This is a genomic window from Exiguobacterium sp. s75 (assembly GCF_018617145.1).
GTDB classification, from domain to species: Bacteria; Bacillota; Bacilli; order Exiguobacteriales; family Exiguobacteriaceae; genus Exiguobacterium; species Exiguobacterium profundum.
In genome coordinates this window covers 543,055-567,931 of the sequence record NZ_JACSJQ010000001.1, presented here as the reverse complement: position 1 = coordinate 567,931, position 24,877 = coordinate 543,055, and the positions used below count along the sequence as shown (strand labels likewise).

The following is a 24,877-nucleotide window of genomic DNA, read 5'->3' as shown; positions in this document are numbered from 1 at the left end:
GTGGCACCCCCGTTATTAGTTTTTCTGACGAGCCACGATGTGAATCGGTGTCCCGGTGAAGTCAAATGCTTTACGGATTTGATTCTCTAAATAACGTTTATACGAAAAATGCAACAACTCAGGATCGTTGACGAACAAGACGAACGTCGGCGGCTCGATGGCCACTTGAGTTGCGTAGTTGATCTTCAATCGTTGTCCTTTATCCGTCGGTGTCGGGTTCATCGCAACCGCATCGACGATGACATCGTTCAACACGCTCGTCGAGATTCGACGGCGATGTGTTTCAGCCACTTGTTTGATGACAGGCAACAATGTCTGTAAGCGTTTTGACGTGAGCGCTGATAAGAAGACAACCGGCGCATAGTCGAGGAATAAGAATTCTTGACGAATCTTCTCTTCCATCTTCTTCATCGTCTTATCATCTTTTTCAACGGCATCCCATTTATTGACGACGATGACAATCGCCTTCCCGGCTTCATGCGCGAGACCAGCGACACGCTTGTCTTGCTCGATGATTCCTTCTTCCCCGTCGAGGACGACGAGAACCACGTTTGAGCGTTCAATCGCCTTTTGTGCGCGCATGACACTGTAGCGCTCTGTTGATTCATATACTTTCCCGCGTTTACGCATACCTGCCGTATCGATGATGACATACTCTTGTCCGTCACGTGTGAACGGTGTATCAATCGCATCACGAGTCGTACCCGCAATGTTTGAAACGATGACGCGCTCTTCACCAAGGATTGAGTTCGTCAAGCTTGATTTCCCGACGTTCGGGCGACCGATCAACGAGAACTGAATCACGTCTTCGTTGTATTCGTACTCGTCTTTTTCTGGAGCGAGTGCAAATACTTGGTCGAGTAAGTCACCGAGTCCTAACCCGTGTGTACCCGAAATTGGGAACGGATCTCCAAATCCGAGAGAATAAAACTCATACATGAGATCTCGCATTTCAAAGTTATCCACTTTGTTCACGGCAAGGACGATTGGTTTGTTCGAACGGAACAACAAGTTCGCGACTTCTTCATCAGCCGCCGTGATCCCTTCACGTCCATTCACCATGAAGATGATGACGTCCGCTTCATCGATTGCAAGTTCCGCCTGATGACGCATTTGAACGAGCAACGGCTCGTCCCCTACTTCGATCCCACCTGTATCGATTAAATGGAACTTACGGTTGAGCCACTCTCCTGTGCCGTAAATACGGTCACGTGTGACACCCGGTTTATCATCGACGATCGAGACACGATCACCGATGATACGGTTAAAAATTGTGGATTTTCCGATATTCGGACGGCCAACGATGGCCACTACTGGAATTCCCATAACAACACCTCACTAACTTTCTATCAAAATTTCATCATTTCATCATTTCGAAACGCAACTTACCTATCATATCACAGGCAAAATTAAGTGACCATACAAAAAGAAGCGGGAGCATGACTCCCGCTTGAACGATCATCTTATTTAGAGTCGTCCGAAGAATCATCACCTGTCAATTCCGAGACAGAGAATCCTCCTTGGTCGCTATATTCATCAAGCAACGCTTGATCATCATCTTGACGAGTCGGTTCAGATGATTCGAGCGCACGCATCGACAATGAGATTTTCTTATCATCGAGATGAACATCTAGCACTTTCACCTTCACTTCTTGGCCTTCTGACAAGACTTCAGACGGCGTCGCGATGTGACGGTTCGCAATTTGCGAGATGTGAAGCAAACCTTCCACTTGTGGTGCGACCTCGACGAACGCACCAAACGTCACGAGGCGTTTGACGGTTCCTTCGATGACATCCCCCGGTTGGATCTTCCCTTCGATGGTTTCCCATGGACCAGGTTGTGTCTCTTTGATGGAAAGTTTTACTTTTTCATTATCTAAGTCGAGCCCGAGTACTTTCACTTTCACGCGGTCGCCTTCAGTTACGACGTCGCTCGGCTTCTCCACACGGCTATGGGCCATTTCCGAGATGTGAACGAGACCGTCCACGCCACCGATATCGACGAACGCACCGAAATCAGTCAATCGTTGGACCGTTCCTTCAATTACTTGTCCGACTTCAAGCGATTCGAGCGTTTCCGATTTCTTCGCGCTCATCTCTTCTTCGACAACTGCTTTATGTGACAAGATGACGCGGTTTTTTTCGCGGTCAATCTCGACGACTTTTACGGTAATTGGGTTATTCAAGTATGACGAGAAGTCTTCGACGAAGTGACTTTCGACAAGGGATGCAGGGATAAATCCACGGATTCCAATATCGACGACAAGACCACCTTTGACCTTATCTTTCACCATCACTTCAAACACTTCACCCGATTCGAATTTTTCAACGATCCGATCCCATGCTGCTTCGGCATCGACGTCTTTTTTCGAAACGACTACTTCTTCGTCCGTGACCTTTTTCACTTTGACACGAATCTCGTCGTTCACTTGGAGTGATTCGTTTAAATCGTCTAGATGCATGCTTGATACTTCGCTAATTGGCAAAATCGCTTCGGTCTTATAACCGATATCGATCAGCGCTTGCTTATCCTCGATTTTGACGACTGTTCCGGTCACAATTTGACCACGATTAATTTCAAAATCAGGCATATCTTTCATTTCTTCGACCATTCCAACACTACCCCCTCACGATGAGTACAAAAAGGAGCGCCAAAGGCGCTTACACCTAGTATAAATCTCTTATAATTCCGAGAATTTGTCAAGGCGTTATGAAGATTGTACCTCTATTGAAAGAAGTTTAAACCTCAATTCCACAATCCGTTTTTCACTTCGTGAATGAGTGCTTCAAGTAGAGGTCGGCAATCGTATCCATGATCAAGTCGGCCGCTTCTTGTGCACTCGCCTTGCGTGCTTTCAGTTCTGACAAGTCGATCGGCTTCCCGATGACGACACGGAGTTTTGCGCGAAATTTATACTTTCCAATGATGGCGATCGGTAAAATGTGCGCATCCGAACGCATCGCGAAGAATCCGACACCGGCTTGCGCTTTCCCGAGCGTACCGTCTTTTGAACGCGTTCCTTCAGGAAATATAGAGATGACTTCATCCTCTTTCAACTTTTGAAGTACGACACGAAGCGCTTGTCGGTCACCTTCTCCACGAGATACTGGAATTTGACCCGCCCGATTCAAGATGTGCTTCAGTACCGGGACACTAAAAAGTTCTTTCTTCGCAAAAAAGCGAAGGGGACGCTGCTTTGGAATCGCACAGGCGAGTAATACCGGATCCCAATTTGACTGATGGTTCGAACAGACGAGAATCGACCCGTCCATCGGAACGTTCTCCCGTCCGATGAATTCGACCCGAAACGATGCTCGTTGAATGACGTTCACGACAGCTCTCGCTAATCGATACATGCCGAACGGTCCATTGTTCAATGGCTTACTCATGCTTTCACCTCTTCAATTAATCGTTCAATCGCTTGAACCACTCCGTCAATGGATAACGTCGTCGTATCGAGGAAATGGGCATCCTCTGCTTGACGTAAAGGTGCCACCTCACGTTCAGAATCGCGTTTGTCACGAAGCGCAATCTCTTCGATCAGTTGTTCATAGTCGCTCGGGATGCCTTTCGAGACATTTTCTTCATGGCGACGACGGGCACGTTCTTCGACCGAAGCGGTCATGAACACTTTTAAATCGGCATTTGGTAAGACATGTGTCCCGATATCACGGCCGTCCATGACGACACCGCCTTCTTTAGCCAAATCACGTTGAAGGTCCATCAAAGCATCACGCACTTCAGGTTGACGTGCGACGAAACTGACGTTATTCGTCACTTCGCTTGAGCGAATGACAGATGTCACCTCTTCCTCTCCGTCAAAAACGCGTTGTCCCTCTTCAGACGGGACGAGACGAAGTGACATGTTCTCGATCATCTGAGCAAGTGCAGGTCCGTCCTCGAGCGCAATCCCTTCATTCAAGGCGCGATACGTCACGGCCCGATAGATTGCACCTGTATCGATGTACACATACCCTAATTGTTTCGCAAGCGACTTGGCAATCGTACTTTTCCCGGCACCCGCCGGTCCATCTAAAGCAATTTGTAATGATTTTTTCATACAAAACGGGTATCGAGTGTTCCCGATACCCTCCTCCTCTCGGTCAATAATCCCGAGAACATCATAACAGTTTTTTATCTTGAAGAAAATACAGACCCTGTCCGCTTTCGCGCTTCAAGCTGAACACGGAAGCAGTATCGCAAAATCGTCTCTTGGTCACGAGGGGTCAAATCTTCGAATGCCAAAGAGAGTTCTTGCTTCACTTCCTGCTTATGTACGCGAACAAGGCGGCTCTTAAGACGGAAGTTCTGGGGCGAGCCATGCTCATCCTCAATTCGAAACACGACAATCAGGGACTCATCTACTTCGATTGGAGCGCGGTTGGCGATGATTTTCATCCCCCCAGCAGATATGTCAAGAGATGTCGTTTCGAACGATTCGAAACTTTCCCCATCGGCTGCAAGAACGGTCACTTCAATCATTTCTGGAACACGTAAATATTCACGACGCTGAATCCGTTTGATTTTTTTCTCGTCTGGCAAATTGAACGCATAGCGTAATGTCATTTGGGCATCGCTGATCCGCTTCACGACTTTCGTGTCGAATGCGAACAGCTGATTGTCTCCTTGGAAGAAAAAGACCCGCATGGCCTCCTCTTCATGTAAAAAAAATGTTTTGAGCGTCGTCATGTCACTCGGTGACTCAATCCATACGACTTGATCGGTTATTGCTGCAATCTTCGTTTTCCCCTCTGCACGCCCTTCCACTTCGATTCTCAATTCTTGACCTTCTTTTAACATACTGACTCTTCCCCTTTATTTAAATTGTCGACGATTGGACAAGTTGGCCGCTCGCACGAGTAAAAGTGCCACGGTCCATAAAATGACGATATAAAGCACGGCAGGAAGCTTTTGATTCGGTTCGAGTATCAAAATAAAATCAAACGTTCCATGGATGACCGTCGCAGAAAAGATTGCCATGAACAGCCAGAGCCGTTCGCGTGCCGAATGCTTCGCTCGCCCCAAACAGTACCCCATCACGACAGCGAACAAAGCGTGACCGCTCACAGGCAGGATCGCTCGCCAAATCGCAATTTCTAATGAATCGTACACCCATAAGTATAAAAAATTCTCTAAAGTCGCAAAGCCTAATGAGCAGGCGACCGCGTAGAGAATCCCGTCGTAGTAATCATCAAAGACTTTATGTATATATATTGTATAATAAATCATAAACCATTTAAAAAACTCTTCAAGCAGGGCAGTGGCGACATACGCCTGCCAAAACGGTCCAGTAAGCACTCCCTCTTCAACGAACGCATATTGGATAAACATGATCGGGAACACGAGAACGGCTCCGGCCACGAAAGAACGAATCACATATCCGAGCGGTTCCGCCTCCAACTCATGGCGTAGATAGAAGTAGGAAAGAAGGGCGAGCCCAGGTGCAACCGCAGACAAGGCGATTGCGATCATGATGCATCTCTCCTTTCTCTCCCTAGCATACACTGAATTGTCTGAAAGAAAAAGTAGAGAACGCCTAGAAAATGGAAATCTTCATAAAAATAATTAGGAGGACACTTATGAATCATTTATTACTGATCCACACCGGCGGTACTATCGCCATGTCACAATCCGGCACAGGACACGTCGAACCGAGCGATGTCAATCCAATCGACGCCACCCTTCCGAAAGCGACGGATATTGCTCACATTACAACAAAGCACTTTTCAAATATCCCGTCACCTCACATGACTCCAGAGAAGATGCTTGAATTGGCACAGTTCATCCAACGTGAACTGACACAAGACACGTATGACGGGGTCGTCATCACGCACGGTACCGATACATTAGAAGAGACGGCTTACTTCTTACAAATCACGCTCGGTGCGCCTGTCCCAATCGTGTTGACAGGTGCGATGCGGTCCTCGAACGAGGTCGGTTCGGACGGGGAATTTAATTTAATCACAGCGCTTCGCGTCGCCAAGAGCGAAGCGGCTCGTGGAAAAGGCGTGCTTGTCGTTTTCAACGGTGAGATCCATTCGGCATTTAACGTGACCAAAACGCACACATCTTCAGTCGACACATTCAAGTCTGTACACTTCGGTAACGTGGGTATGGTCACAAAGGACCACGTACTCATCTATAGCCAACCGGCGACGAGACAGCCGAAAATGATTTCGTCCATTTCAAAACGTGTAGCCGTATTGAAAGTCGTCGCAGGCATGGAACCGGATTTACTCGAATCTGTAATCACGCTTGGATACGACGGACTCGTCCTCGAGGTGTTAGGACAAGGGAATGTTCCGCCGTCCCTCTTATCCGCACTCGAACATTTAGTCAAAGAGATTCCCGTCGTGATCGTCAGCCGTTGCTTCAACGGAATCGTTCAAGATGTTTACGGTTACGATGGGGGTGGCAAACAACTGAAAGAGATGGGTGTCATTTTTTCAAACGGATTGAATTCACAAAAAGCTCGTTTACGACTTCTCGTTGAACTCGAGTCCGGCTCATCCCAGTCAGTCATGGAACATAGTTTTAGCTTCCAGCAATAACCTTGCGCAACTGCGCCCCCTTCCCTACAATGAGCAAAGAGGTGATATTCAGTGAACAAACAAGCAATTATTGTAGGTGCCGGGCCATGTGGCCTCTCGGCCGCCATCGAACTCGAGAAGATTGGAGTCTCTTGTACGGTGATTGAGCGTGGGAACATCGTCGACGCCATCTATCGGTACCCGACGCATCAAACGTTCTTCTCGTCTGCGAGCCTGCTCGAAATCGGAGACATTCCGTTCATATGTAAGGATTTGAAGCCACGTCGTCAAGATGCACTCGTCTATTATCGAGAAGTCGTCACACGTACTGGTTTAAACGTTTACCCGTTCGAAACGGTCGAGTCGGTCGATAAAAAGAATGACCGGTTCGTCGTGACATCGAGACATGAACGACGTGGTGAAACCGTTCGGGAAGCGGACTATGTGATATTGGCAACAGGCTATTATGGTCGCCCTCGTCTGCTTGACGTGCCTGGCGAAACGTTGCCGCACGTCCATCACTATTTCAACGAGGCACATCCTTATTATCGACAACACGTCACGATCATCGGTGGGAAAAATTCCGCTGTCGATGCGGCAATCGAACTCGAAAAGGCCGGTGCCTATGTGACGGTGCTCTATCGAGGTGATTCGTATAGCCCTTCCGTCAAACCATGGGTCCTCCCAAACTTCGACTCACTCGTCCGTCATGAGAAAGTTCGAATGGAGTTTGAGGCGACAATCGAACGCATCACCGATGATGGAGTTTACTACCGTCAACATGGCGAAGAGAAACATGTCTATGCAGATCATGTCTTCGCGATGACCGGTTATCAGCCCGACCACCACCTGTTCGAAAGTGCAGGCATTGCGATCGATGAAGAAAGTGGTATCCCGACGTACGATGAAGAAACGTTTGAAACAAATGTCGAACACCTCTTCATTGCTGGCGTGGTCGCAGCCGGAAACGATGCGAACAAGATCTTCATTGAGAACGGTAGATTCCACGGCAAGGCGATTGCCGAAGCGATCGCAAATCGTATTAACGTATAAAAAAGTTCGGTCAACTTGAGTTGACCGAACTTTTTTTGATTAGACCCACCCACGGAAACGTGAGGCTTCCGCCATTTTGCGTACACCGACCATGTAAGCGGCGAGACGCATATCGACTTTACGGGCCGAAGATGTATTGTATACCGTATTGAACGAGTGAACGAGTACTTTTTCAAGTTTCTCCTCAACTTCTTCTTCCGTCCAATAGTAACCTTGGTTGTTTTGTACCCATTCGAAGTATGACACCGTAACCCCACCACTTGACGCCAACACGTCAGGCACGAGGAGAATTCCACGTTCAGTCAAAATTTTCGTTGCTTCGTTCGTCGTCGGACCGTTGGCCGCCTCGACCACGATCGATGCTTTGATCGCATCCGCATTGTCTTCTGTAATTTGGTTCTCGATCGCAGCCGGAACCAAAATATCACAATCGAGCTCTAACATTTCTTTGTTTGAAATCGTATTTTTAAACAATGTCGAAATCGTACCGAATGAATCGCGACGATCTAACAAGTAAGGGATGTCGAGACCGTTCTCATCATGGATGGCTCCATACGCGTCACTGACTGCAATGACTTTCGCCCCTGCATCGTACATGAATTTAGAAAGGAAACTTCCCGCGTTTCCGAATCCTTGGACGACGACCCGTGCACCTTTCAATTCGATTCCGCGACGGAGTGCCGCTTCACGAATCATGATGGCCACGCCTTTTGCCGTCGCTGTCTCACGACCATGCGATCCACCAAGAACGAGCGGTTTTCCTGTAATGAATCCAGGTGAGTTGAATTCATCGATGCGACTGTATTCATCCATCATCCATGCCATGATTTGTGAGTTTGTGAACACGTCCGGAGCCGGGATATCTTTTGTAGGTCCAACAATTTGACTGATGGCCCGGACGTATCCGCGACTTAAACGTTCGATTTCACGGAAACTCATCTCGCGTGGGTCACAGACGATTCCGCCTTTCCCACCACCGTAAGGCAAGTCGACGATTCCAGCTTTTAAACTCATCCATACTGATAATGCTTTGACTTCTACCTCCGTTACGCTCGGGTGGAACCGAATTCCCCCTTTAGTCGGTCCGACCGCATCATTGTGTTGAGCGCGATAGCCTGTGAAGATCTTCGTTGAGCCATCGTCCATGCGAACAGGGATCCGAACGGTCAGCATGCGAAGCGGTTCTTTTAATAACTCGTACATCTCATCTGGATAGCCGAGTTTATCTAAAGCTTCGTGAATTACCTCTTGTGTCGATTCCAAGATGTTTTTTCGTTTTTGATGACCTTTTTCTTGATCCGTAATCATGAAGGTTTCCTCCCCTAAATTGTCAATTCTCCCCCAAGAATTAACCTCGTATTCGTTTAAAAGTATAGCTGATACGCGTTCAATTTGAAAGGGCTTTTCAAAAATAATGAAAGCGTTTTCTCGATGGATGACGTGATCCAGATGTCTTACTTCGCTACGCGCTCAATTGCGAGCTCGATAAAGCGTTCCAATAGCTCACCGTACGAGATTCCGACTGTCTTTGCACTATCCGGAAACAGGCTAAGCGGCGTCATGCCCGGTAGCGTATTCGTCTCTAAAATGTAGGCTTTGCCTTCTTCTGAAACGAGGAAGTCAGAGCGCGAATATCCTGAACAACCGAGCGCGCGATGCGCCAGGACTGCCGCCTGTTGAACCTCTGATGTCAAATCGTCCGAGATTTCAGCCGGACAGACATGAATCGAACCACCTTCCGTATACTTCGATTCATAGTCGTAAAATTCATTTTTTGGAATGATTTCAATGACAGGAAGAGCCTCTTCTTTCCCGAAGTTCCCGATGACGGGAACTGTCAGCTCTTTCCCTTTGATGTACTGTTCAACAAGTACCGCTGAATCACAAGCAAACGCCTTTTCAATTCCTTCACGTAACATCGCTTCGTCCATGGCAATCGTCAGACCGTTCGACGATCCTTCCTGCGCTGGTTTGACGACACATGGGAATTCCATCCCCCACTCAGCGACTTTTGCATCGATCGATTCCCGTGACTCGATTAAGACGTCACGCGCGACGCGGATCCCGGATGCCGCGAAGATGATCTTCGCTCTCGCCTTGTCCATCGCCAGTGCAGATGCCAAGACACCTGATCCCGTGTAAGGAATCCCAGCCATTTCTAATAACGATTGCACACGACCATCTTCACCATACTTCCCGTGCAACGCACTGACGACGACATCGACGTCCATCGTTAATAACTCGTTTGCACGTTCCGGATGAAAGTCAATGGACGTGACCTCATGACCACGTTCCGTCAACGCTTCTATCATTCCTTGCCCGCTCGTGAGGGATACCTCTCGTTCTCCTGACACTCCACCATATAAAACAGCGACTTTCATTCCAATCTCTCCTTCAACTAACTACTGAAAATTCAAGTCTAATCATAACACGGACATCCTAAAAACAATAGGAACAGAAAAGTAAAAAAAGCCGTACTCATGCGAATGCATCGTACAGCTCTTTCACGGCTTGTTCAGTTTGAATCGTCTTTCCGTATTCCATCATAACGTACGGGCTGACCGTAGTCGTCTTGCCGTACTCGGACAAAATGGCCGCGAGTCGTTCTTCTACCTGCGAAGGAAGCACCTCAACGAAGTGAAGATAGTAACGACCGTTGTAATGATAAAGCGTCCCACCCTGCTCGGTTTCATGTATATGCGGGAACAGACGAATCGAGGCGTTGATCACATCTTCAATGTCATCGAACTGATAAATCAAATGATGGATCACGTCAATCGTCAATCGAATCTCGACCTGTTCGACATCGAGCTCAGCAATCGCTTCACCTTTTTGAACATCGATGACGAGTCCATCGCGAGGAAACATTGTCACATTCAAATCAACCGCTCCTTGCGGTGAAAATCCGTACTCACTTTCTGCTGTTTCAAGAAGTTCTTTCCACAGCTGCTGACCGTTTTCCCCCACGATCGTATCGATGGCGATTCCACGTAACGAGAGCTCATTCGCAGTCACATATACACGAAGATGTTCTTTTGTTTGTTTTTCAAATCTCAATCGAAAACCTCCAGTGAATAGTCAATCCTAATAATAAGCTACTCCCGTTTTCATCCCGTGTCAAATAGTTGATAACCATTTTGTCCACTCTTCAGGAGTGTCGCCAAGAAATGACCCATTGAATCGACCTCTCTCCAGGCTGACCGCATATCCACCTGTACCAATTTTTAAGTCAGGATGCTCGTTTTGAATATAATCCATCGCCTCTAACAAGTTCGGAATATGCTCAGTCAACGTACATGCGAAGATGAGACAAGACGTGTCGATATCATGTAACGCTTTACTCAAATCTTCTTTCGGGAAACCCGCTCCCAAAAAGATGACGTCGTATCCATGTTGACGCAAATAGAGCGTGACAAACAATAATCCGATCTCATGCATCTCCCCAGGTGCACAGACACAAGTGATACGTGGCAGGAAGGGGTTCATCGGCATCTGAAGGGACAGCGTCGAAAGTCGCGCTCGTAAAAATGCCGTGGCGAAATGCTCGTGGGCAATAGTAATCGAGCCATTCTCCCATCGTGAACCGATTTCCATGAGCAGTGGCCCAATCACATCCTTCGTCACTTTTTCAAAACTGAACGTATTAAACGCACGATTGATCAAATCATGAGCTGTCCGTTCATCAAATGAGAGCAACGCATGGAGCAGCCCGTCTTTCAATTCTTCATCATATAGTTTGGCCGTTGTCGGTTCTGGTTCAGGCGCTTGATGAAGTTGTTGAATGGCTTGTGAGACAGAAAGCCCTTCTTTCTGCTTGTTCACGACCCATTTGATTTTTTCAACATCCTGATCTGAATACAGGCGGTGACCGGATTCCGTTCGGCTCGGCACGATAAACTGATAGCGACGTTCCCAAGCGCGAATGGTCGTCGGATTGACGCCTGTCAAGGTCGCCACGGTCTTGATGGAGTATTTCGGCATCTCCGCCCTCCTCTCTTACTCGTTCTTATGATATAAGTATATCCTCAACGCAAGAGGTTTACCCCTTTTATTGTGCAATCGAGAATTTTTTAAGAATAAAAAAAAGATGCGAACTCTGTTCGCACCTAGTTTAAAATATGGCGTGTCGCCCGATATATATGAAAATGAGAATAATCGCTAGCATGGCGAAGGTTAATGTCATCGCCAACGGGCGCTTCATCCAGTTATCATTTAACTTCCTCTTCCGTTCGCCCTCTTGCCTCTCAGCTCGAGACGGCAACGTGTCCGCCAATTGCTCGCGTAAAGAATCCGCCTGATTCCGATGTCGCAACGTATGCCCTCCTTTACCTTTTTTATCATTTTACTATGATATTATTCAAAGGAAAAGATTTGCGTCAACCGAATTTTCCATTCTGTCACATTTTTTCGGACGATTTGCGGTGTATCCGGGAACGGAATCGGCCCACAAACATCACAGCATTCTTCTTGGTCGACCGTTTGTTCGGAAAAATAACGAAGCAAGTAATCGCGTCGGCATGTCCGGATGAGGGCATAATCCATCATCTGTCCGAGTTGACGATACCGATCACGCTTTCTTTCCTTTACCCAATCGAGTGCTTCTTGAAGCGAACGTTCTGTCAACAATTGCTTCAGCAGGAGAAACTTCGGGTCTTCTTCATTCATGCGTAACAACCTTGGTAGTTGCGCGAACGACGTCCCGTTCTCACGTTCAAAATAGGCTAGTCGCATGTCCTCGTCTTTCGGGTACTGTCCGTCGATTAAAAATTGCTGGATGCGTTCGTCGCCATCGGCATATAGAAGGACCGCGAATGCGGGTTGTCCGTCACGCCCCGCTCGTCCGATTTCCTGCATGTATGCCTCGACTGTTGCCGGCAACTGAAAATGAACGACAGAACGGACGTTGTCTTTGTTCACACCCATCCCGAACGCACTCGTGCATACCATGACCGACACTTCGTCCCGTAAAAACTGGGACTGCACGAGTCGCCTGTCTTCCGTAGACATGCCTCCATGGTAAAACAATGCATCCTCTAGCTCAAAGGCTAACGCCTCTGCCTCGCGACGGGTCGCCGTGTAAACGACTGCAGGTTTGGGAATCTCTTGAATCAACTCTTTCAATCGCTCAAGTTTCTTCTCTTTTTCCAACCGTTCAACCAACAATCGGATTTCCGGACGATTGGCAGAGTGGACGAATTGTTCAGGTGAGAACAGTGCCAGCTTTTCAATGATGTCCTGTTTCACGCCTTCTGGCGCCGTCGCCGTGACCGCCATACACTGAGGGCTCCCAATCTGTTTTCGCAACTCACCTAAACGCGCATACTCAGGACGGAACTCATGCCCCCATTGTGAGATACAGTGCGCCTCGTCAATGACGAGCATTTGAATTTTCACATTCGCCAGAGCACGCGTCACATAAGGAACGGCCAATTGTTCGGGTGAAAGATATAAAAAACGGTAACGTTTCAAATGGTTGATGATGTCCTGCTTCTCTTCAGCCGATTCCATCGACGTCAAACGAGCGACACCACGCTCTCCCCGTTCTCGTATATGCAGCATCTGGTCCTCAATGAGTGAGAGTAATGGCGAGACAATCACCGTGAGCCCTTGATTTTTAATATAAGAAGGAAGTTGGAACGTCAGCGATTTTCCCGCCCCCGTCGGCATGACGGCCAATACATCCTGCCCTTCGATCACGGCATGTATGATGTCGTGTTGCCCAGGACGAAACGATTCATACCCGAACACTCGTTTTAATGTCGCTTCATACAAAACTCTCACCTCGTTTCAGTCTGGCGAAGACAAGTCGAATTTGAAAATAACTGACACGTCCCATTTTCTCAAATACCGGTTTCAACGCCCAGCTATCCGGATGCCGCAACTCTTCAATCGTGACCACATCCTCCATCGGTACAAATTGTTCGAGCGGGAAGACTTCTAAATACATCGCCATCTCGACGACATGGTCTTCAATCGTACTCGTACGTAAACGCCGTTTCGCTTGAACCTGTTGGAACGTGTATCCCTTTAAGAACAACTCATATGACTCACGTGCTGAATAGGTCATCCGGTCCGTCGATAAGCCGTACGTAAATCCCCGTAGTTTGGCATCATCCGGCAAGACCATTAACAGTTCGTTCCATCCGGCCAAAAAATATAAACGAGCCGTCTCGGCATCAACATGAAGCAGGCTGGCGATTTGTTCGTACGTCAGACCCGTCTCAAACGCTCCTGTGAATCGATAGACGACGGCCGTCGCATACGGGTCCCCGATTTGTTCAAGTGCTTGTTCAATCTCTTGATGAAACGTTCGCATGAGCGCTTTCCAATCCCGATCAAGATGTAACAACTGCTTGACCCATTGCTCTGCTGGATGATCGGCTTGTACCGGATAGAATGTCCGGGCATGTTCTTTTGACATGAAAGTCTGCACGAACAAACTCAAGCGTTTCCACGTGGTCGCGTTAAAATCACGGCGTTCCCCGCCCAACCGATTGAATAGTTGCTCGACCGATTCAGGTGAAGCCAGCATTTCTCCCGCCTCTGTCAATCTGAATCGTTTACGGTCGAGCCATCCTCGTTTCTCAAGTTGTTTCAGGACAGATTCATACGAATAAGTCGTTTGTGGAAACTGTCCAAAAAGAGGCTCTAAGTCATAAAAAAATGCGTCCTGTAGCGTCGTGGCCGAGCGCTTCCCATTTAGGACATGGTAGAGACTTCGCTCACTCCGTTCTCCATTTAATCGTTTAATGGCCAGCAGTAGAACTCCATCCGCTAAATGAACCAAATCGTCACTTCCTTAAAAAAATCATTATCCTACCAAAAAGACGCTCGTTTCCTCATTGAAATAATTGGGTATGTAGACTACAATTACTCATAGTCAGTAGAATGATTTCTAAGAGAAACGAACCGTTTGGAGGGTTATTATCATGGCAAAATTTACAATCGTCGATAAAGATACATGTATCGCATGCGGAGCTTGCGGCGCGGCAGCACCAGATATTTACGATTATGATGATGAAGGTCTTGCGTTCAACTTGATGGATGACAACACAGGTACTGTTGAAATCCCAGATGAGCTATACGAAGACATGATGGATGCATTCGAGGGCTGTCCGACAGACTCGATCAAAGTAGCGGACGAGTCGTTTGACGGCGACGCTTTAAAATTCGAATAATCGTGAAAGACATATCGGTCCTGTGACTGATATGTCTTTTTTGTGTTTTCGCATGTAACCGAGTCTAATCATGACATCTCTAGACAAGTATATCAAAAAAGGTTGTTTGGCTTAAGCACCAAACAACCTAGACGAAATGGACATATGTCCTATCTCGAATTAACGTTTCCCTTTAATATATGGGATACCGACTGACTTCGGCGCATCCGCACGACCAACGAGTCCAGCGAGAGCGAGAATCGTGAGGGCGTATGGTGCAATCAAGAGCAAGAGTTGCGGCACGTTATTGATGACCGGCAAGTTGCTTCCGATGATCGAGAGGGCTTGAGCGAATCCAAAGAACAATCCGGCACCAAGCGCACCGAGCGGATTCCATTTACCGAAAATCATTGCGGCAATCGCCAAGAACCCTTGACCAACGATGGTCGTTCCGCTGAAGTTCGTCGTGACCGTCACAGCATAAACCGCTCCGGCAAGACCACCAAACGCACCAGAGAGCATGACGCCCATGAAGCGCATTTTCGTGACGTTGATTCCCATCGTATCAGCCGCCATCGGATGTTCTCCGACCGAACGAAGACGAAGTCCAAACGGCGTCTTGAAGATGACGAACCACACAACGAACGCCAAGGCGATCGCAACGAACGACGTGTATTGGACGTTGATAAAGAACATCTTCAACACGGGAATATCGGATAAAAAGGGTACATTTTCTTTTGCGATCCGGTACTCGATAAAGTCGGTCTGTCCTTTGTTGTAAAGAACACGTACGACGAAGATGGCGAGACCGATAGCGAGCATGTTGATCGCCACCCCGAGAACCGTCTGATCCGCACGCCAAAGGATGGCAGGAACGGCCAAGAAGAGGGAGAACAACGCGCCGACGACCATGGCGACAAGCAAGGCAATCCATGGGCTAGAGGCACCAACACCTAAATCAGTCAAGGTGAGCGTCGTGATGATTCCTGTCGCGGCACCGATGACCATGATTCCTTCAAGGGCGATGTTGACGACACCAGAACGTTCACTGAAGATTCCACCAAGTGCTGCGATAATGAGTGGAGTCGCATAGGCAAGCGCAACCGGTACGACGATATAAAGGACTTCTAAGAAGTTCATTTTTTCTCCACTCCTTTCTTACGATTTCCTTTAAGTTTCTCAACGACATAGTTGATCGCATATCCAGACGCTACAAAGATGACGATGGCTGCGATGATGACTTTGACGAGCTCAGATGGTACGTTCGCACCGAGCTGCATTGCCAATCCACCGATGTTCAACCCTGCGAAGAGAATCGCTGCTAAAATGACTCCGATCGCAGTGTTCGCACCGAGTAGGGCGACGGCAATCCCGTCAAATCCGACACCAGTGAACGATGCCGAGAGGGTCATACTGCCGAATGTTCCGAGACCTTCCATCGCACCAGCGAGACCGGCGAACATACCAGAGATGACGAACGATAGGACGATGTTACGGTTGACGCTCATCCCTGCGTATTGTGATGCATGTTTGTTGAATCCGACGGCACGTAACTCATAACCGAGTGTCGTACGTTGAAGGATATAGTAGTACACGATTGCCGCAAGTACTGCGACAAGCACACCCCAGTGAAGACGTGAATACGTCGTCAACTCTTGGAGCCATGGCGAGGCGAGAGACGCCGAGTCGTTGATTGACTCTGTACGCTCGTTCGTTACGCCGATAACGCTACGCAATATCGCGTTCGTCGTGTATAGCGCGATATAGTTCATCATGATTGACGTGATGACTTCATGCACGTAAAACTTCGCTTTCAAGAATCCAGGAACGAACGCCCAAATCGCAGCTGCGACCATTGCCGCGAGGAGCGCGAGCGGTAAATGGATGAACATCGGTAAGTCGAAGTTAATCCCTACATAAACGGCTGCGACCCAGCCGATCAACACTTGTCCTTCTACCCCGATGTTGAATAGTCCTGTACGGAAGGCGAATGCAACCGCAAGACCCGAGAAGATGAGCGGGGCTGCAGCACGTAATGTTTCACCGACGGCATACGGACTACCAAACATTCCTTCAAATAACGAGATAAACCCTTGAACCGGGTCGTACCCACCAATCAACATGACGATAGCCCCGACGAGTAGTCCTAAAATGATGGATAGGAATGGAATGAGAAGTTGGTTTAAACTTAATTTTTTCATTCTGTTTCGTCCCCTCTCTTACCGCCGGCCATCAAGAAGCCTAGCTCTTGCTCCGTCGTCTCTTTCGGATCACGAATCCCTACAATTTTTCCTTCGTAGAGAACAGCGATACGGTCGGATACGTGTAAAATCTCATCAAGTTCAAACGAGATGAGTAAGACGGCGCGTCCTTTTTCACGTTCTTTAATAAGCTGCTCGTGAATAAATTCAATCGCACCTACGTCGAGACCACGAGTCGGTTGAGCGGCGATGAGTAAGTCTGGTGAGCGATCGACTTCACGTGCAATGATTGCTTTCTGTTGGTTCCCTCCCGAGAGAGCACGCGCTGGAACATCAATTGATGGAGTTCGGACGTCAAACTTCTCAATCAACGCCTTCGCCTTCTCAGCCACAGCTTTATAGTTCATGAGACCTCGTTTCGAGAACGGTTCTTTATAGTACGTTTGAAGTACCATGTTGTCACGAATCGAGTAGTCAAGAACAAGTCCGTGTTTATGACGATCTTGCGGGATGTGTCCGATCCCTGCCTCGGTCATCTTACGCGGCGTGTGTCCTGTGACATCTTTTCCGTTGAGCAACACTTTACCAGACTCCGGCTTTTTCAAACCTGAAATGGCTTCAATCAACTCCGTCTGACCATTCCCGTCAATTCCGGCAATTCCAAGTACTTCTCCAGCACGAATCTGTAAATCCAATCCTTCAACGACTTTCAAACCGCGACCATCTTTGACGACGAGGTTTTGAACGTCGAGAACGACTTGTTGTGGATCGGCTTTCGAATATTCTGCATCAAAGTTTACTTCGCGACCAACCATCATTTCAGCTAAACTGTCTTCATTTACCGTCTCGTCGACCTCGACCGTTCCAATGTAGCGTCCACGACGAATGACAGTACAGCGGTCCGCAACTTGCATGATTTCCTTCAGCTTGTGCGTAATCAAGATGATCGACTTACCTTCAGCAATCAGACGTTTCATAATTTGGATAAGTTCTTGAATCTCTTGTGGTGTCAACACTGCCGTCGGTTCATCGAAAATCAAAATATCTGCTCCACGATAGAGCGTCTTCAAGATTTCAACACGTTGTTGCATGCCGACTGAAATATCTTCAATCTTCGCATCAGGATCGATTTTAAGTCCGTATTGCTCTGAAATGTCCATGACCTTCTTCCGAGCTGTGGCGCGATCAATTGTGACCCCACTCTTCGGTTCAAGACCCAGAATGATGTTTTCAGTGACTGTGAATTTTTCAACCAACATAAAGTGTTGGTGGACCATTCCAATTCCAAGTTCGTTGGCGATGTTCGGATTTTCAATATCCACTTTCTTTCCGTGTACGCGAATCTCTCCACCTTCAGGCTGATAGAGACCAAATAACACGTTCATGAGCGTTGATTTCCCGGCCCCGTTTTCTCCTAAAAGCGCATGGATTTCACCTTTACGCAATTGGAGTGTGATATTGTCGTTCGCGACGAACGTACCGAACTCTTTGCGAATATTTAGCATTTCAATTACATATTCCAAGGAAGTTCACCCCTAACTTTAAGTAAAGGGAGACCACGTGGGTCCCCCCTATACTCAAATGAATTATTTTACGTTTTTCATGAACTCTTCGAACTCAGCGTCAGTTGCTGGTGCAACAACATCACCATCGATGATTTGTTGACGATACTCATCAACTTTAGTGAGCACGTCTGCAGCAACGTTTTCTTCAGAAGTTGGTGCGATTCCTACACCTTCATCTTTAAGTGAGAATTCAACCACTTCACCAGCTGGGAACTTACCGTCCATTGCCATTTTCGACACTTCGAGTGTCGCTGTATCTACACGTTTAACCATTGACGTAAGAGTAACGTTCTCTGGAAGACCTTCTTCGTACTGGTCACGGTCAACCCCGATGACCCAAACTTCTTCACCGTTTTTCTTACGGTTTTTCGCTTCAGTGAATACACCTACACCTGTACCACCAGCTGCGTGATAGATGATATCAGATCCTGATCCATACATACCTGACGCAATTGCAGTTCCTTTTTCAGCTGAGTTGAAGTCTTCAGCATATTTTACGTCGATTGTCGCATCAGGGTTTACAGCCATTACACCAGCTTTAAATCCATTTTCAAACTTCTTGATTAAGTCTGATTCTACTCCACCGATGAAACCAACTTTATCAGTCGTCGTTGTAAGACCAGCTACTACACCTACGAGGAATGAACCTTCTTGTTCCTTAAACGTGATTGAAGCAACGTTCGGTGCATCTACAACCGAGTCAACGATTGCAAAGTTGTTATCAGGGAATTGTTCTGCAACTTTTCCAATATCCTCTGCCATCAAGAAACCGATTCCGTAGATCAAATCAAATTGATCACGTGCCAATTGTTGCAAGTTAGGCTGATAGTCTGCTTGTTTTGCTGATTGAAGATATTTGTATCCTTCGTTTTCAGTTAAGCTATTTTCTTCACCAAACTTTTTCAAACCTTCCCAAGCTGATTGGTTGAATGACTTGTCATCAACACCACCAGTATCCGTGACCATTGCAACTTTGAAGTCGCTACCTTCTCCGCCTTCACCGTTTGAAGATGAGCCTTCGTTGTCATCTCCACCGCATGCTGCGAGTACTGTAGAGAGTGTGAGTCCTGCTGCTAAAGCTGAGAGAATCGTTTTCTTTTTGTTCATCATCGTCGTGTTTCCCCTTTCGGTTCATAACAATTTTTGTTGTCATGTTATCAGTAGTCTTTACACCGGTATAAGAAAGCGCTTTCACGCTATTACCCAAAAATAACTCTTCCGTCCAGAAACTGCTCGTTTAAACTCGTTTACGTACGACATGGAAGTCGAATCGATCAGCACGGAAAAAGTTGGCCGAATCGAGTAATGGTAAATCACTCTCATCATAATGCAATTGTTTTAAAGCGAGTAACGGTTGGTCCGTCTGAAGTTGTGACGAGATTTCAGCGCTGACACTCGGTTCGATGTGCGTGATCGCATAAGCGACTCGACGTCCTACCTCTTTTTCGAGAGAATCAAACAAAGATTTCCCTTCAGTCAATGCCTCAGGATTCGAGACGAGATGGGCCGGCACTTTATCGACACAATACACAACCGGTGTGTCGTCCGCATATCGAATTCGTACAATTCGATAAATCGGTGAGTTCGGCTCAATCTTGAGACGCTCGGCTTCTCTCTCTGTTGCCAACACTTTCTCGGCCACCAATACTTTCGTTCCCGGTGTCATCTTCGCTCGTGTGATCATGTCAGTGACACTGAACAATTCCTCAATTCCTGACGTGAATGGCGGTTTAGAACTGATAAATGTTCCTACCCCATGCTTTCGCACGACAAATTTCTCATCTTCGAGAATCCGGAGCGCTTCGCGAAGTGTCGCTCGACTGACTCCAAGTTGCTTCGAAAGTTCAAATTCTGAAGGTAACTTCTCCCCTTCACGATAGACACCAGCGTCGATATCTTGCTTAATTTTCTCAATCACTCGAAGATAGAGCAATCGATGATCGAGCTTAATCGACATTGGCCTCACCACCTTTAATTTACTTACCAGTGCTCAGACATCTGACGTATGAATGTCCTTGCCAATATTAAGTATAGGGATTCGAGAATTAGAACGCAATAGTTTTTGTTCGGAATCAGGGAAATATTTTTTCGGAACATGCCGAACCGTACCTTTGAGTCCAATTTACTCATTTTCATCCCCATTGAAAAACTTTTGTAAAATGTAAACGTTATTAAAAAATGTAAGCGTTTCAGTAGTTTTTAAAAGTATGTACTAATTCAGTATATAGGACATATGTGCTATATTACATTTATATTATAGCGAACATCTAAGGATAGAGCGAATATTTCCATATCGTATAAATGGCATAAAAAACGAACGATTATATATACTGATATATAATCGTTCGTTTTTTATTATTATTCTGTTTGTTCTTGAATGAGTACTTTCCTCGGTTTCGAACCTTCTGATGGACCGACATACCCCGCTTCCTCAAGTGAGTCAATCAAACGGGCGGCACGATTATACCCGATTCGGAATCTGCGTTGAATCATCGAAGTTGATGCCGTTTCTTGTGTCATGACGAATTGCACGACTTCTCCGAACAATGAATCATCCGAATCAATCGTCGTCACTTCCTCTTCTTTTGGCATCATCGCTTCCACATATTGCGCACGTTGTTGCGCGATAACATGATTGACGACCGTCTCGACTTCTTGATCGGAGACGAATGCACCTTGTACACGGACCGGCTTGTTCATTCCGTTTGCAAGCATCAACATGTCACCGCGTCCAAGCAACTTTTCCGCCCCCCCACCATCAAGGATGGTCCTTGAATCGGTTTGAGAAGAGACGGCAAAGGCGATGCGGGACGGAATGTTCGCCTTGATGACTCCTGTGATGACGTCGACAGATGGGCGCTGTGTCGCGAGGACCATATGAATACCCGCAGCCCGTGCCATTTGTGCAAGTCGCATGATGGCATCTTCGACGTCATTTGATGCCACCATCATCAAGTCCGCCAATTCATCGACGATTACAACGATGAACGGTAAACGTTTCGCATCCTCGTCATCCGACTGATCGACGAGTTCATTGTACCCTTCGATATTGCGAACTCCATATCGACTAAACAGTTCATACCGCCGTTCCATTTCTGCGACGACCTGCTTCAGTGCCTGGGCGGCTTTTTTCGGATCCGTGACGACCGGTGTCAACAGGTGTGGCACTCCGTTATAGACGTTCAACTCGACCATCTTCGGATCAATCATCATGAGTCGGACCTCATCCGGACGAGAACGCATCAAGAGTGACACGATCATGCCGTTGATACAGACAGATTTACCTGACCCTGTCGAACCTGCTACAAGCAGATGCGGCATTTTATTGAGAGAAATCCCAACCGTCTCGCCACTGATACTCCGACCGAGTGCGACGAGCAACTTCGAGCCATCTTGTTTCACCGGCTCCGCTTCCAGTACTTCACGTAAGCATACCGGTGCGACCTCCTGGTTCGGCACTTCAATACCAATAGCGGCTTTACCCGGAATCGGAGCTTCAATCCGAATATCTTTTGCAGCGAGCGCCAATGCCAAATCATCACTTAATGAGGTGATGCGACTGACTTTCACACCGATATCCGGTTGTAGTTCATATTTTGTGACGGTTGGACCAAGGTGAATCTTTAACACTTTGACACCGACCCCGAATGACTTAAGCGTCTTTACAAGTTTGGATGCATTTTCTTTCAATCGTGCATTCTCACCAGACAAATCCGTAATGACGGGCTCTTTCAAATTCGAGAATGGCGGAAGCTCGTATGTATCCGAGACATCTTGGGCCGCAGTCATCATCATCTCCTCGGTCGTGATTGTGGAATCGACCTCCGAAGAATCCGTTCGAAGTTGATCTTCCGTCTCTCTTTTTTCTGCTACGACTTTCTCACTAAACCCGACGATTGGAATGTCTTGCATCGTGACCACATCTGACTCTACTTCCGCGTCCGGCTGCGTTTCCTCTTGTTTTGGACGAGGTGACGTTTTGCGCGTTCGTTTCGTCTCTAGCTGCTTTTCTACTTTCGGTCTGGCTTGCCATTCTTTTCTGACGGCTGTTACAGATTCCTGCATTCGATGATAGAGCGTCCCCCAAATCGTCGGGGCATAGAGCGAGACACCGACAAGGAAGCAGACGATTCCTAAGAAGACAATCCCGAAGTCAGAGAATAAATATTGGTTCAAGTTATAAAAAGTGCCATTGATGCCACCCCTCGCCTCTCCCCAAAGTAAGTCTCCAAATAGTAAGAACGAGGCGAGCATCGCGAATAGTCCCGCTCGTCGCATCGGCTTCATCGGAGTGAGTACGATCCATAACAAGACTGCCATCATCAAGTAAGTGAGCGCACCCCATCCTCCGAAAAGATAGACGGATAAATCGGACAACTGTTGTCCGATCCACCCTAAATCAAATAAGGCAAATACGAATGCGACAATGGCGAGGACAAAGATGCCCCACCCATATGTACGTGGCGCAATCGGTTGTTTTTTACGGTTCCTCGTATTTCGCGTCGCTGGTCGCTTTCGCTTTACGGGAGTCTTTCTTGTTTTTTGAGCCACATCAGTTCCTCCTAAAAAAAGAAGGCAAAAGTCAGATGACTTTTGCCTCACTCTCATTCCATTAAATCTCCATGATGATCGGCAAGATCATCGGACGACGTTTCGTCTGCTCGAATAAGAAGACGCTCAGTCGCTCGCGGATATTTGATTTCAATTCGGTCCAATCACTGCCAGCCTGCAGACTCTTTTCAATCTGTTTCGTGACAATACGGTTTGCCTCTGAAATCATCTCCTCCGATTCACGCATATATACGAAACCACGTGAGATGAGTTCAGGTCCTGAAATCAATTTCTTCTGTTTGCGATTCAACGTGACCACGCAAAGGACAACCCCATCCTGTGACAACAAACGACGGTCCCGTAAGACGATGTTTCCAACGTCCCCGACGCCGATTCCGTCAATCAAGACGTTTCCTGCAGGAACTTTTCGGCTCATGCGGGCCTTTCGACCCGTGAACTCGACGACGTCACCTTTTTCAACGATGAAGATGTTGTTTGGTTTGACGCCCACTTGTTCAGCGAGTTTCGAGTGTGCCATCTGCATCCGGTATTCCCCGTGAATCGGTAAGAAGTACTTCGGTTTAACGAGGTTGAGCATCAGCTTCAATTCTTCTGCCGATCCGTGTCCAGATACGTGGACTTTTCGCTGATTATAAATGACGTTCGCACCCGAACGGAACAATAAGTCAATCGTTTTAGAAACCGACTTCTCATTCCCTGGAATCGGAGTCGCCGCAATGACGACCGTGTCATTCAATCGAATGTTGACTTGCTTGTGGGCATTACGTGCCATGCGAGTCAACGCCGCCATCGGCTCCCCTTGCGAACCTGTCGTTAAAATGACGACCTTGTTATCCGGTAGACGGTTAACTTGGGACAACTCAACGAGAGTCTTCGCCTTGAAGCGCAAGTAGTTTAATTTTTGCGCAACTTCGACGATGTTGACCATACTACGACCGACGACCGCGACTTTACGATCATTCGCTTCCGCTGCTGCAAATACTTGTTGCAAGCGATGGACGTTCGAGGCGAATGATGCCACGATAACCCGACCTTCCGCTTGATAAATGACATCGTTCAATTCAGCTCCGACGATTGACTCTGAACCGGTTTGCCCCGGTCGCTCGGCGTTCGTCGAGTCGGAAAGAAGTGCAAGTACACCACGTTGTCCGATTGCCGCTAACTTATTGAAGTCGGATTGTTTACCATCGACAGGCGTGTAATCAAACTTGAAATCTCCGGTATGGACGATCGCACCTTGAGACGTTTGAATACAGACGCCGACACAGTCGGGAATCGAGTGATTGACGCGGAAAAACGTGATGAAATGATCAGCGATAGTCAATTTCGTTTTGGCATCAATCATGCGAAGGTCGACTTCTTTCAACAAACCGGCCTCTTTTAATTTCAATTCAATCAACCCGAGGGTCAATTTCGTCCCGTATACTGGGACGTGCTTCAAGTCGCGTAGGACGTAGCTGAGTCCACCGATATGGTCTTCGTGACCATGGGTGATGAAAATCGCCCGTACACGATCTTTATTTTCTTTTAAGTATGTGATGTCTGGGATGACGATATCAATCCCGAGCATCTCATCGCCTGGAAACATTAGACCGGCATCGATGACGAAGATGTCGTCGTCTAGTTCCACGACGTACATGTTCTTCCCGATTTCGCCTACGCCTCCAAGCGCAAAGACGCTAATATTCTCTGTCTTCTTTTTTGACACTAACAAAAACCTCCTAAATGATTCATATTCTGTTTCGTCCCCTTATCGCTACTGAATATTGTAGCGGAAAACGGCTTCATTGCCAACATT

23 protein-coding genes are annotated in these 24,877 nt (G+C 47.3%); 3 read left to right on the top strand and 20 right to left on the bottom strand.

Annotated features, from left to right (window positions below; all coding sequences use genetic code 11):
• Window positions 1-15: 15 nt before the first annotated feature.
• The 6 genes from der to prsW form a co-directional block, all read right to left on the bottom strand.
• Window positions 16-1,326, bottom strand: coding sequence for a ribosome biogenesis GTPase Der (der, locus tag KNO68_RS02880; RefSeq protein ID WP_078146739.1), 1,311 nt, complete (start codon window positions 1,324-1,326; stop codon window positions 16-18).
• A 137-nt stretch (window positions 1,327-1,463) separates the two neighbouring features.
• Window positions 1,464-2,612: a 30S ribosomal protein S1 gene (gene rpsA / locus KNO68_RS02875; RefSeq protein WP_015881460.1), complete on the bottom strand. Its 1,149-nt coding sequence runs from the start codon at window positions 2,610-2,612 to the stop codon at window positions 1,464-1,466.
• 154 nt (window positions 2,613-2,766) lie between these two features.
• Window positions 2,767-3,390: a lysophospholipid acyltransferase family protein gene (locus KNO68_RS02870; protein WP_015881459.1), complete on the bottom strand. Its 624-nt coding sequence runs from the start codon at window positions 3,388-3,390 to the stop codon at window positions 2,767-2,769.
• Window positions 3,387-4,061, bottom strand: a complete 675-nt coding sequence (gene cmk, locus KNO68_RS02865; protein ID WP_031421747.1) for a (d)CMP kinase — start codon at window positions 4,059-4,061, stop codon at window positions 3,387-3,389. Before cmk ends, KNO68_RS02870 begins: the two co-directional genes overlap by 4 nt.
• 74 nt (window positions 4,062-4,135) lie before the next feature.
• Entirely contained in the window at window positions 4,136-4,801 is a 666-nt protein-coding gene (locus KNO68_RS02860; RefSeq protein WP_078146738.1) for a flagellar brake protein, read from the bottom strand.
• A gap of 15 nt (window positions 4,802-4,816) precedes the next feature.
• Window positions 4,817-5,473 (bottom strand): glutamic-type intramembrane protease PrsW, encoded by a 657-nt coding sequence (gene prsW, locus KNO68_RS02855; protein WP_078146737.1) that lies wholly within the window; start codon window positions 5,471-5,473, stop codon window positions 4,817-4,819.
• Window positions 5,474-5,580: 107 nt separating this feature from the next.
• Between prsW and KNO68_RS02850 the strand changes: the two genes are divergently transcribed.
• Entirely contained in the window at window positions 5,581-6,552 is a 972-nt protein-coding gene (locus KNO68_RS02850; RefSeq protein ID WP_015881455.1) for an asparaginase, read from the top strand.
• A 51-nt stretch (window positions 6,553-6,603) separates the two neighbouring features.
• On the top strand, window positions 6,604-7,584 hold the full coding sequence (locus KNO68_RS02845; RefSeq protein ID WP_078146736.1) for a YpdA family putative bacillithiol disulfide reductase: 981 nt from the start codon (window positions 6,604-6,606) through the stop codon (window positions 7,582-7,584).
• Between the two features lie 39 nt (window positions 7,585-7,623).
• Here KNO68_RS02845 and KNO68_RS02840 read toward each other — a convergent pair whose 3' ends face one another.
• From KNO68_RS02840 to KNO68_RS02810, 7 genes are all read right to left on the bottom strand, one after another.
• Window positions 7,624-8,892, bottom strand: a complete 1,269-nt coding sequence (locus tag KNO68_RS02840) for a Glu/Leu/Phe/Val family dehydrogenase (protein ID WP_015881453.1) — start codon at window positions 8,890-8,892, stop codon at window positions 7,624-7,626.
• Window positions 8,893-9,038: 146 nt separating this feature from the next.
• Entirely contained in the window at window positions 9,039-9,965 is a 927-nt protein-coding gene (locus KNO68_RS02835; RefSeq protein ID WP_078146735.1) for a D-alanine--D-alanine ligase, read from the bottom strand.
• 97 nt (window positions 9,966-10,062) lie between these two features.
• Window positions 10,063-10,641 (bottom strand): adaptor protein MecA, encoded by a 579-nt coding sequence (locus tag KNO68_RS02830; protein ID WP_015881451.1) that lies wholly within the window; start codon window positions 10,639-10,641, stop codon window positions 10,063-10,065.
• 60 nt (window positions 10,642-10,701) lie between these two features.
• Window positions 10,702-11,565, bottom strand: coding sequence for a MerR family transcriptional regulator (locus tag KNO68_RS02825; protein WP_078146734.1), 864 nt, complete (start codon window positions 11,563-11,565; stop codon window positions 10,702-10,704).
• Window positions 11,566-11,695: 130 nt separating this feature from the next.
• On the bottom strand, window positions 11,696-11,896 hold the full coding sequence (locus KNO68_RS02820) for a hypothetical protein (RefSeq protein WP_015881449.1): 201 nt from the start codon (window positions 11,894-11,896) through the stop codon (window positions 11,696-11,698).
• 41 nt (window positions 11,897-11,937) lie between these two features.
• The gene (locus KNO68_RS02815; RefSeq protein WP_240499808.1) at window positions 11,938-13,365 is read right to left on the bottom strand and encodes a RecQ family ATP-dependent DNA helicase; all 1,428 of its coding nucleotides are present in this window, start codon (window positions 13,363-13,365) and stop codon (window positions 11,938-11,940) included.
• Complete coding sequence (locus KNO68_RS02810; RefSeq protein ID WP_214731020.1) at window positions 13,349-14,371, bottom strand: YpbB family protein; 1,023 nt, start codon at window positions 14,369-14,371, stop codon at window positions 13,349-13,351. Before KNO68_RS02810 ends, KNO68_RS02815 begins: the two co-directional genes overlap by 17 nt.
• Window positions 14,372-14,513: 142 nt before the next feature.
• On the opposite strand from KNO68_RS02810, the gene KNO68_RS02805 reads away from it, so the two are divergent.
• Window positions 14,514-14,762 (top strand): ferredoxin, encoded by a 249-nt coding sequence (locus tag KNO68_RS02805; protein WP_015881446.1) that lies wholly within the window; start codon window positions 14,514-14,516, stop codon window positions 14,760-14,762.
• A 159-nt stretch (window positions 14,763-14,921) separates the two neighbouring features.
• Here the strand turns inward: KNO68_RS02805 and KNO68_RS02800 are convergent, their stop codons facing one another.
• The 7 genes from KNO68_RS02800 to KNO68_RS02770 all read right to left on the bottom strand — a co-directional run bounded on the left by KNO68_RS02800 (window position 14,922) and on the right by KNO68_RS02770 (window position 24,787).
• The gene (locus KNO68_RS02800) at window positions 14,922-15,881 is read right to left on the bottom strand and encodes an ABC transporter permease (protein WP_015881445.1); all 960 of its coding nucleotides are present in this window, start codon (window positions 15,879-15,881) and stop codon (window positions 14,922-14,924) included.
• Window positions 15,878-16,942 (bottom strand): ABC transporter permease, encoded by a 1,065-nt coding sequence (locus KNO68_RS02795; protein ID WP_047795404.1) that lies wholly within the window; start codon window positions 16,940-16,942, stop codon window positions 15,878-15,880. The genes KNO68_RS02800 and KNO68_RS02795 overlap by 4 nt, the downstream gene beginning before the upstream one ends.
• Entirely contained in the window at window positions 16,939-18,465 is a 1,527-nt protein-coding gene (locus KNO68_RS02790) for an ABC transporter ATP-binding protein (RefSeq protein WP_078146732.1), read from the bottom strand. Before KNO68_RS02790 ends, KNO68_RS02795 begins: the two co-directional genes overlap by 4 nt.
• 63 nt (window positions 18,466-18,528) lie before the next feature.
• Window positions 18,529-19,614: a BMP family lipoprotein gene (locus KNO68_RS02785; protein WP_078147920.1), complete on the bottom strand. Its 1,086-nt coding sequence runs from the start codon at window positions 19,612-19,614 to the stop codon at window positions 18,529-18,531.
• A gap of 130 nt (window positions 19,615-19,744) precedes the next feature.
• Window positions 19,745-20,464 (bottom strand): GntR family transcriptional regulator, encoded by a 720-nt coding sequence (locus KNO68_RS02780; protein WP_078146731.1) that lies wholly within the window; start codon window positions 20,462-20,464, stop codon window positions 19,745-19,747.
• Between the two features lie 401 nt (window positions 20,465-20,865).
• Window positions 20,866-23,058 (bottom strand): FtsK/SpoIIIE family DNA translocase, encoded by a 2,193-nt coding sequence (locus KNO68_RS02775; RefSeq protein ID WP_215112009.1) that lies wholly within the window; start codon window positions 23,056-23,058, stop codon window positions 20,866-20,868.
• 61 nt (window positions 23,059-23,119) lie between these two features.
• The gene (locus KNO68_RS02770; protein WP_015881439.1) at window positions 23,120-24,787 is read right to left on the bottom strand and encodes a ribonuclease J; all 1,668 of its coding nucleotides are present in this window, start codon (window positions 24,785-24,787) and stop codon (window positions 23,120-23,122) included.
• Between the last annotated feature and the right edge of the window lie 90 nt (window positions 24,788-24,877).

Excerpts from the sequence above, each read along its gene's own strand:
- der (WP_078146739.1), bottom strand. The coding sequence starts at position 1,326 with ATGGGAATTCCAGTAGTGGCCATCGTTGGCCGTCCGAATATCGGAAAA.
- rpsA (WP_015881460.1), bottom strand. The coding sequence starts at position 2,612 with ATGGTCGAAGAAATGAAAGATATGCCTGATTTTGAAATTAATCGTGGT.
- KNO68_RS02870 (WP_015881459.1), bottom strand. The coding sequence starts at position 3,390 with ATGAGTAAGCCATTGAACAATGGACCGTTCGGCATGTATCGATTAGCG.
- cmk (WP_031421747.1), bottom strand. The coding sequence starts at position 4,061 with ATGAAAAAATCATTACAAATTGCTTTAGATGGACCGGCGGGTGCCGGG.
- KNO68_RS02860 (WP_078146738.1), bottom strand. The coding sequence starts at position 4,801 with ATGTTAAAAGAAGGTCAAGAATTGAGAATCGAAGTGGAAGGGCGTGCA.
- prsW (WP_078146737.1), bottom strand. The coding sequence starts at position 5,473 with ATGATCGCAATCGCCTTGTCTGCGGTTGCACCTGGGCTCGCCCTTCTT.
- KNO68_RS02850 (WP_015881455.1), top strand. The coding sequence starts at position 5,581 with ATGAATCATTTATTACTGATCCACACCGGCGGTACTATCGCCATGTCA.
- KNO68_RS02840 (WP_015881453.1), bottom strand. The coding sequence starts at position 8,892 with ATGATTACGGATCAAGAAAAAGGTCATCAAAAACGAAAAAACATCTTG.
- KNO68_RS02835 (WP_078146735.1), bottom strand. The coding sequence starts at position 9,965 with ATGAAAGTCGCTGTTTTATATGGTGGAGTGTCAGGAGAACGAGAGGTA.
- KNO68_RS02825 (WP_078146734.1), bottom strand. The coding sequence starts at position 11,565 with ATGCCGAAATACTCCATCAAGACCGTGGCGACCTTGACAGGCGTCAAT.
- KNO68_RS02805 (WP_015881446.1), top strand. The coding sequence starts at position 14,514 with ATGGCAAAATTTACAATCGTCGATAAAGATACATGTATCGCATGCGGA.
- KNO68_RS02800 (WP_015881445.1), bottom strand. The coding sequence starts at position 15,881 with ATGAACTTCTTAGAAGTCCTTTATATCGTCGTACCGGTTGCGCTTGCC.
- KNO68_RS02795 (WP_047795404.1), bottom strand. The coding sequence starts at position 16,942 with ATGAAAAAATTAAGTTTAAACCAACTTCTCATTCCATTCCTATCCATC.
- KNO68_RS02785 (WP_078147920.1), bottom strand. The coding sequence starts at position 19,614 with ATGAACAAAAAGAAAACGATTCTCTCAGCTTTAGCAGCAGGACTCACA.
- KNO68_RS02780 (WP_078146731.1), bottom strand. The coding sequence starts at position 20,464 with ATGTCGATTAAGCTCGATCATCGATTGCTCTATCTTCGAGTGATTGAG.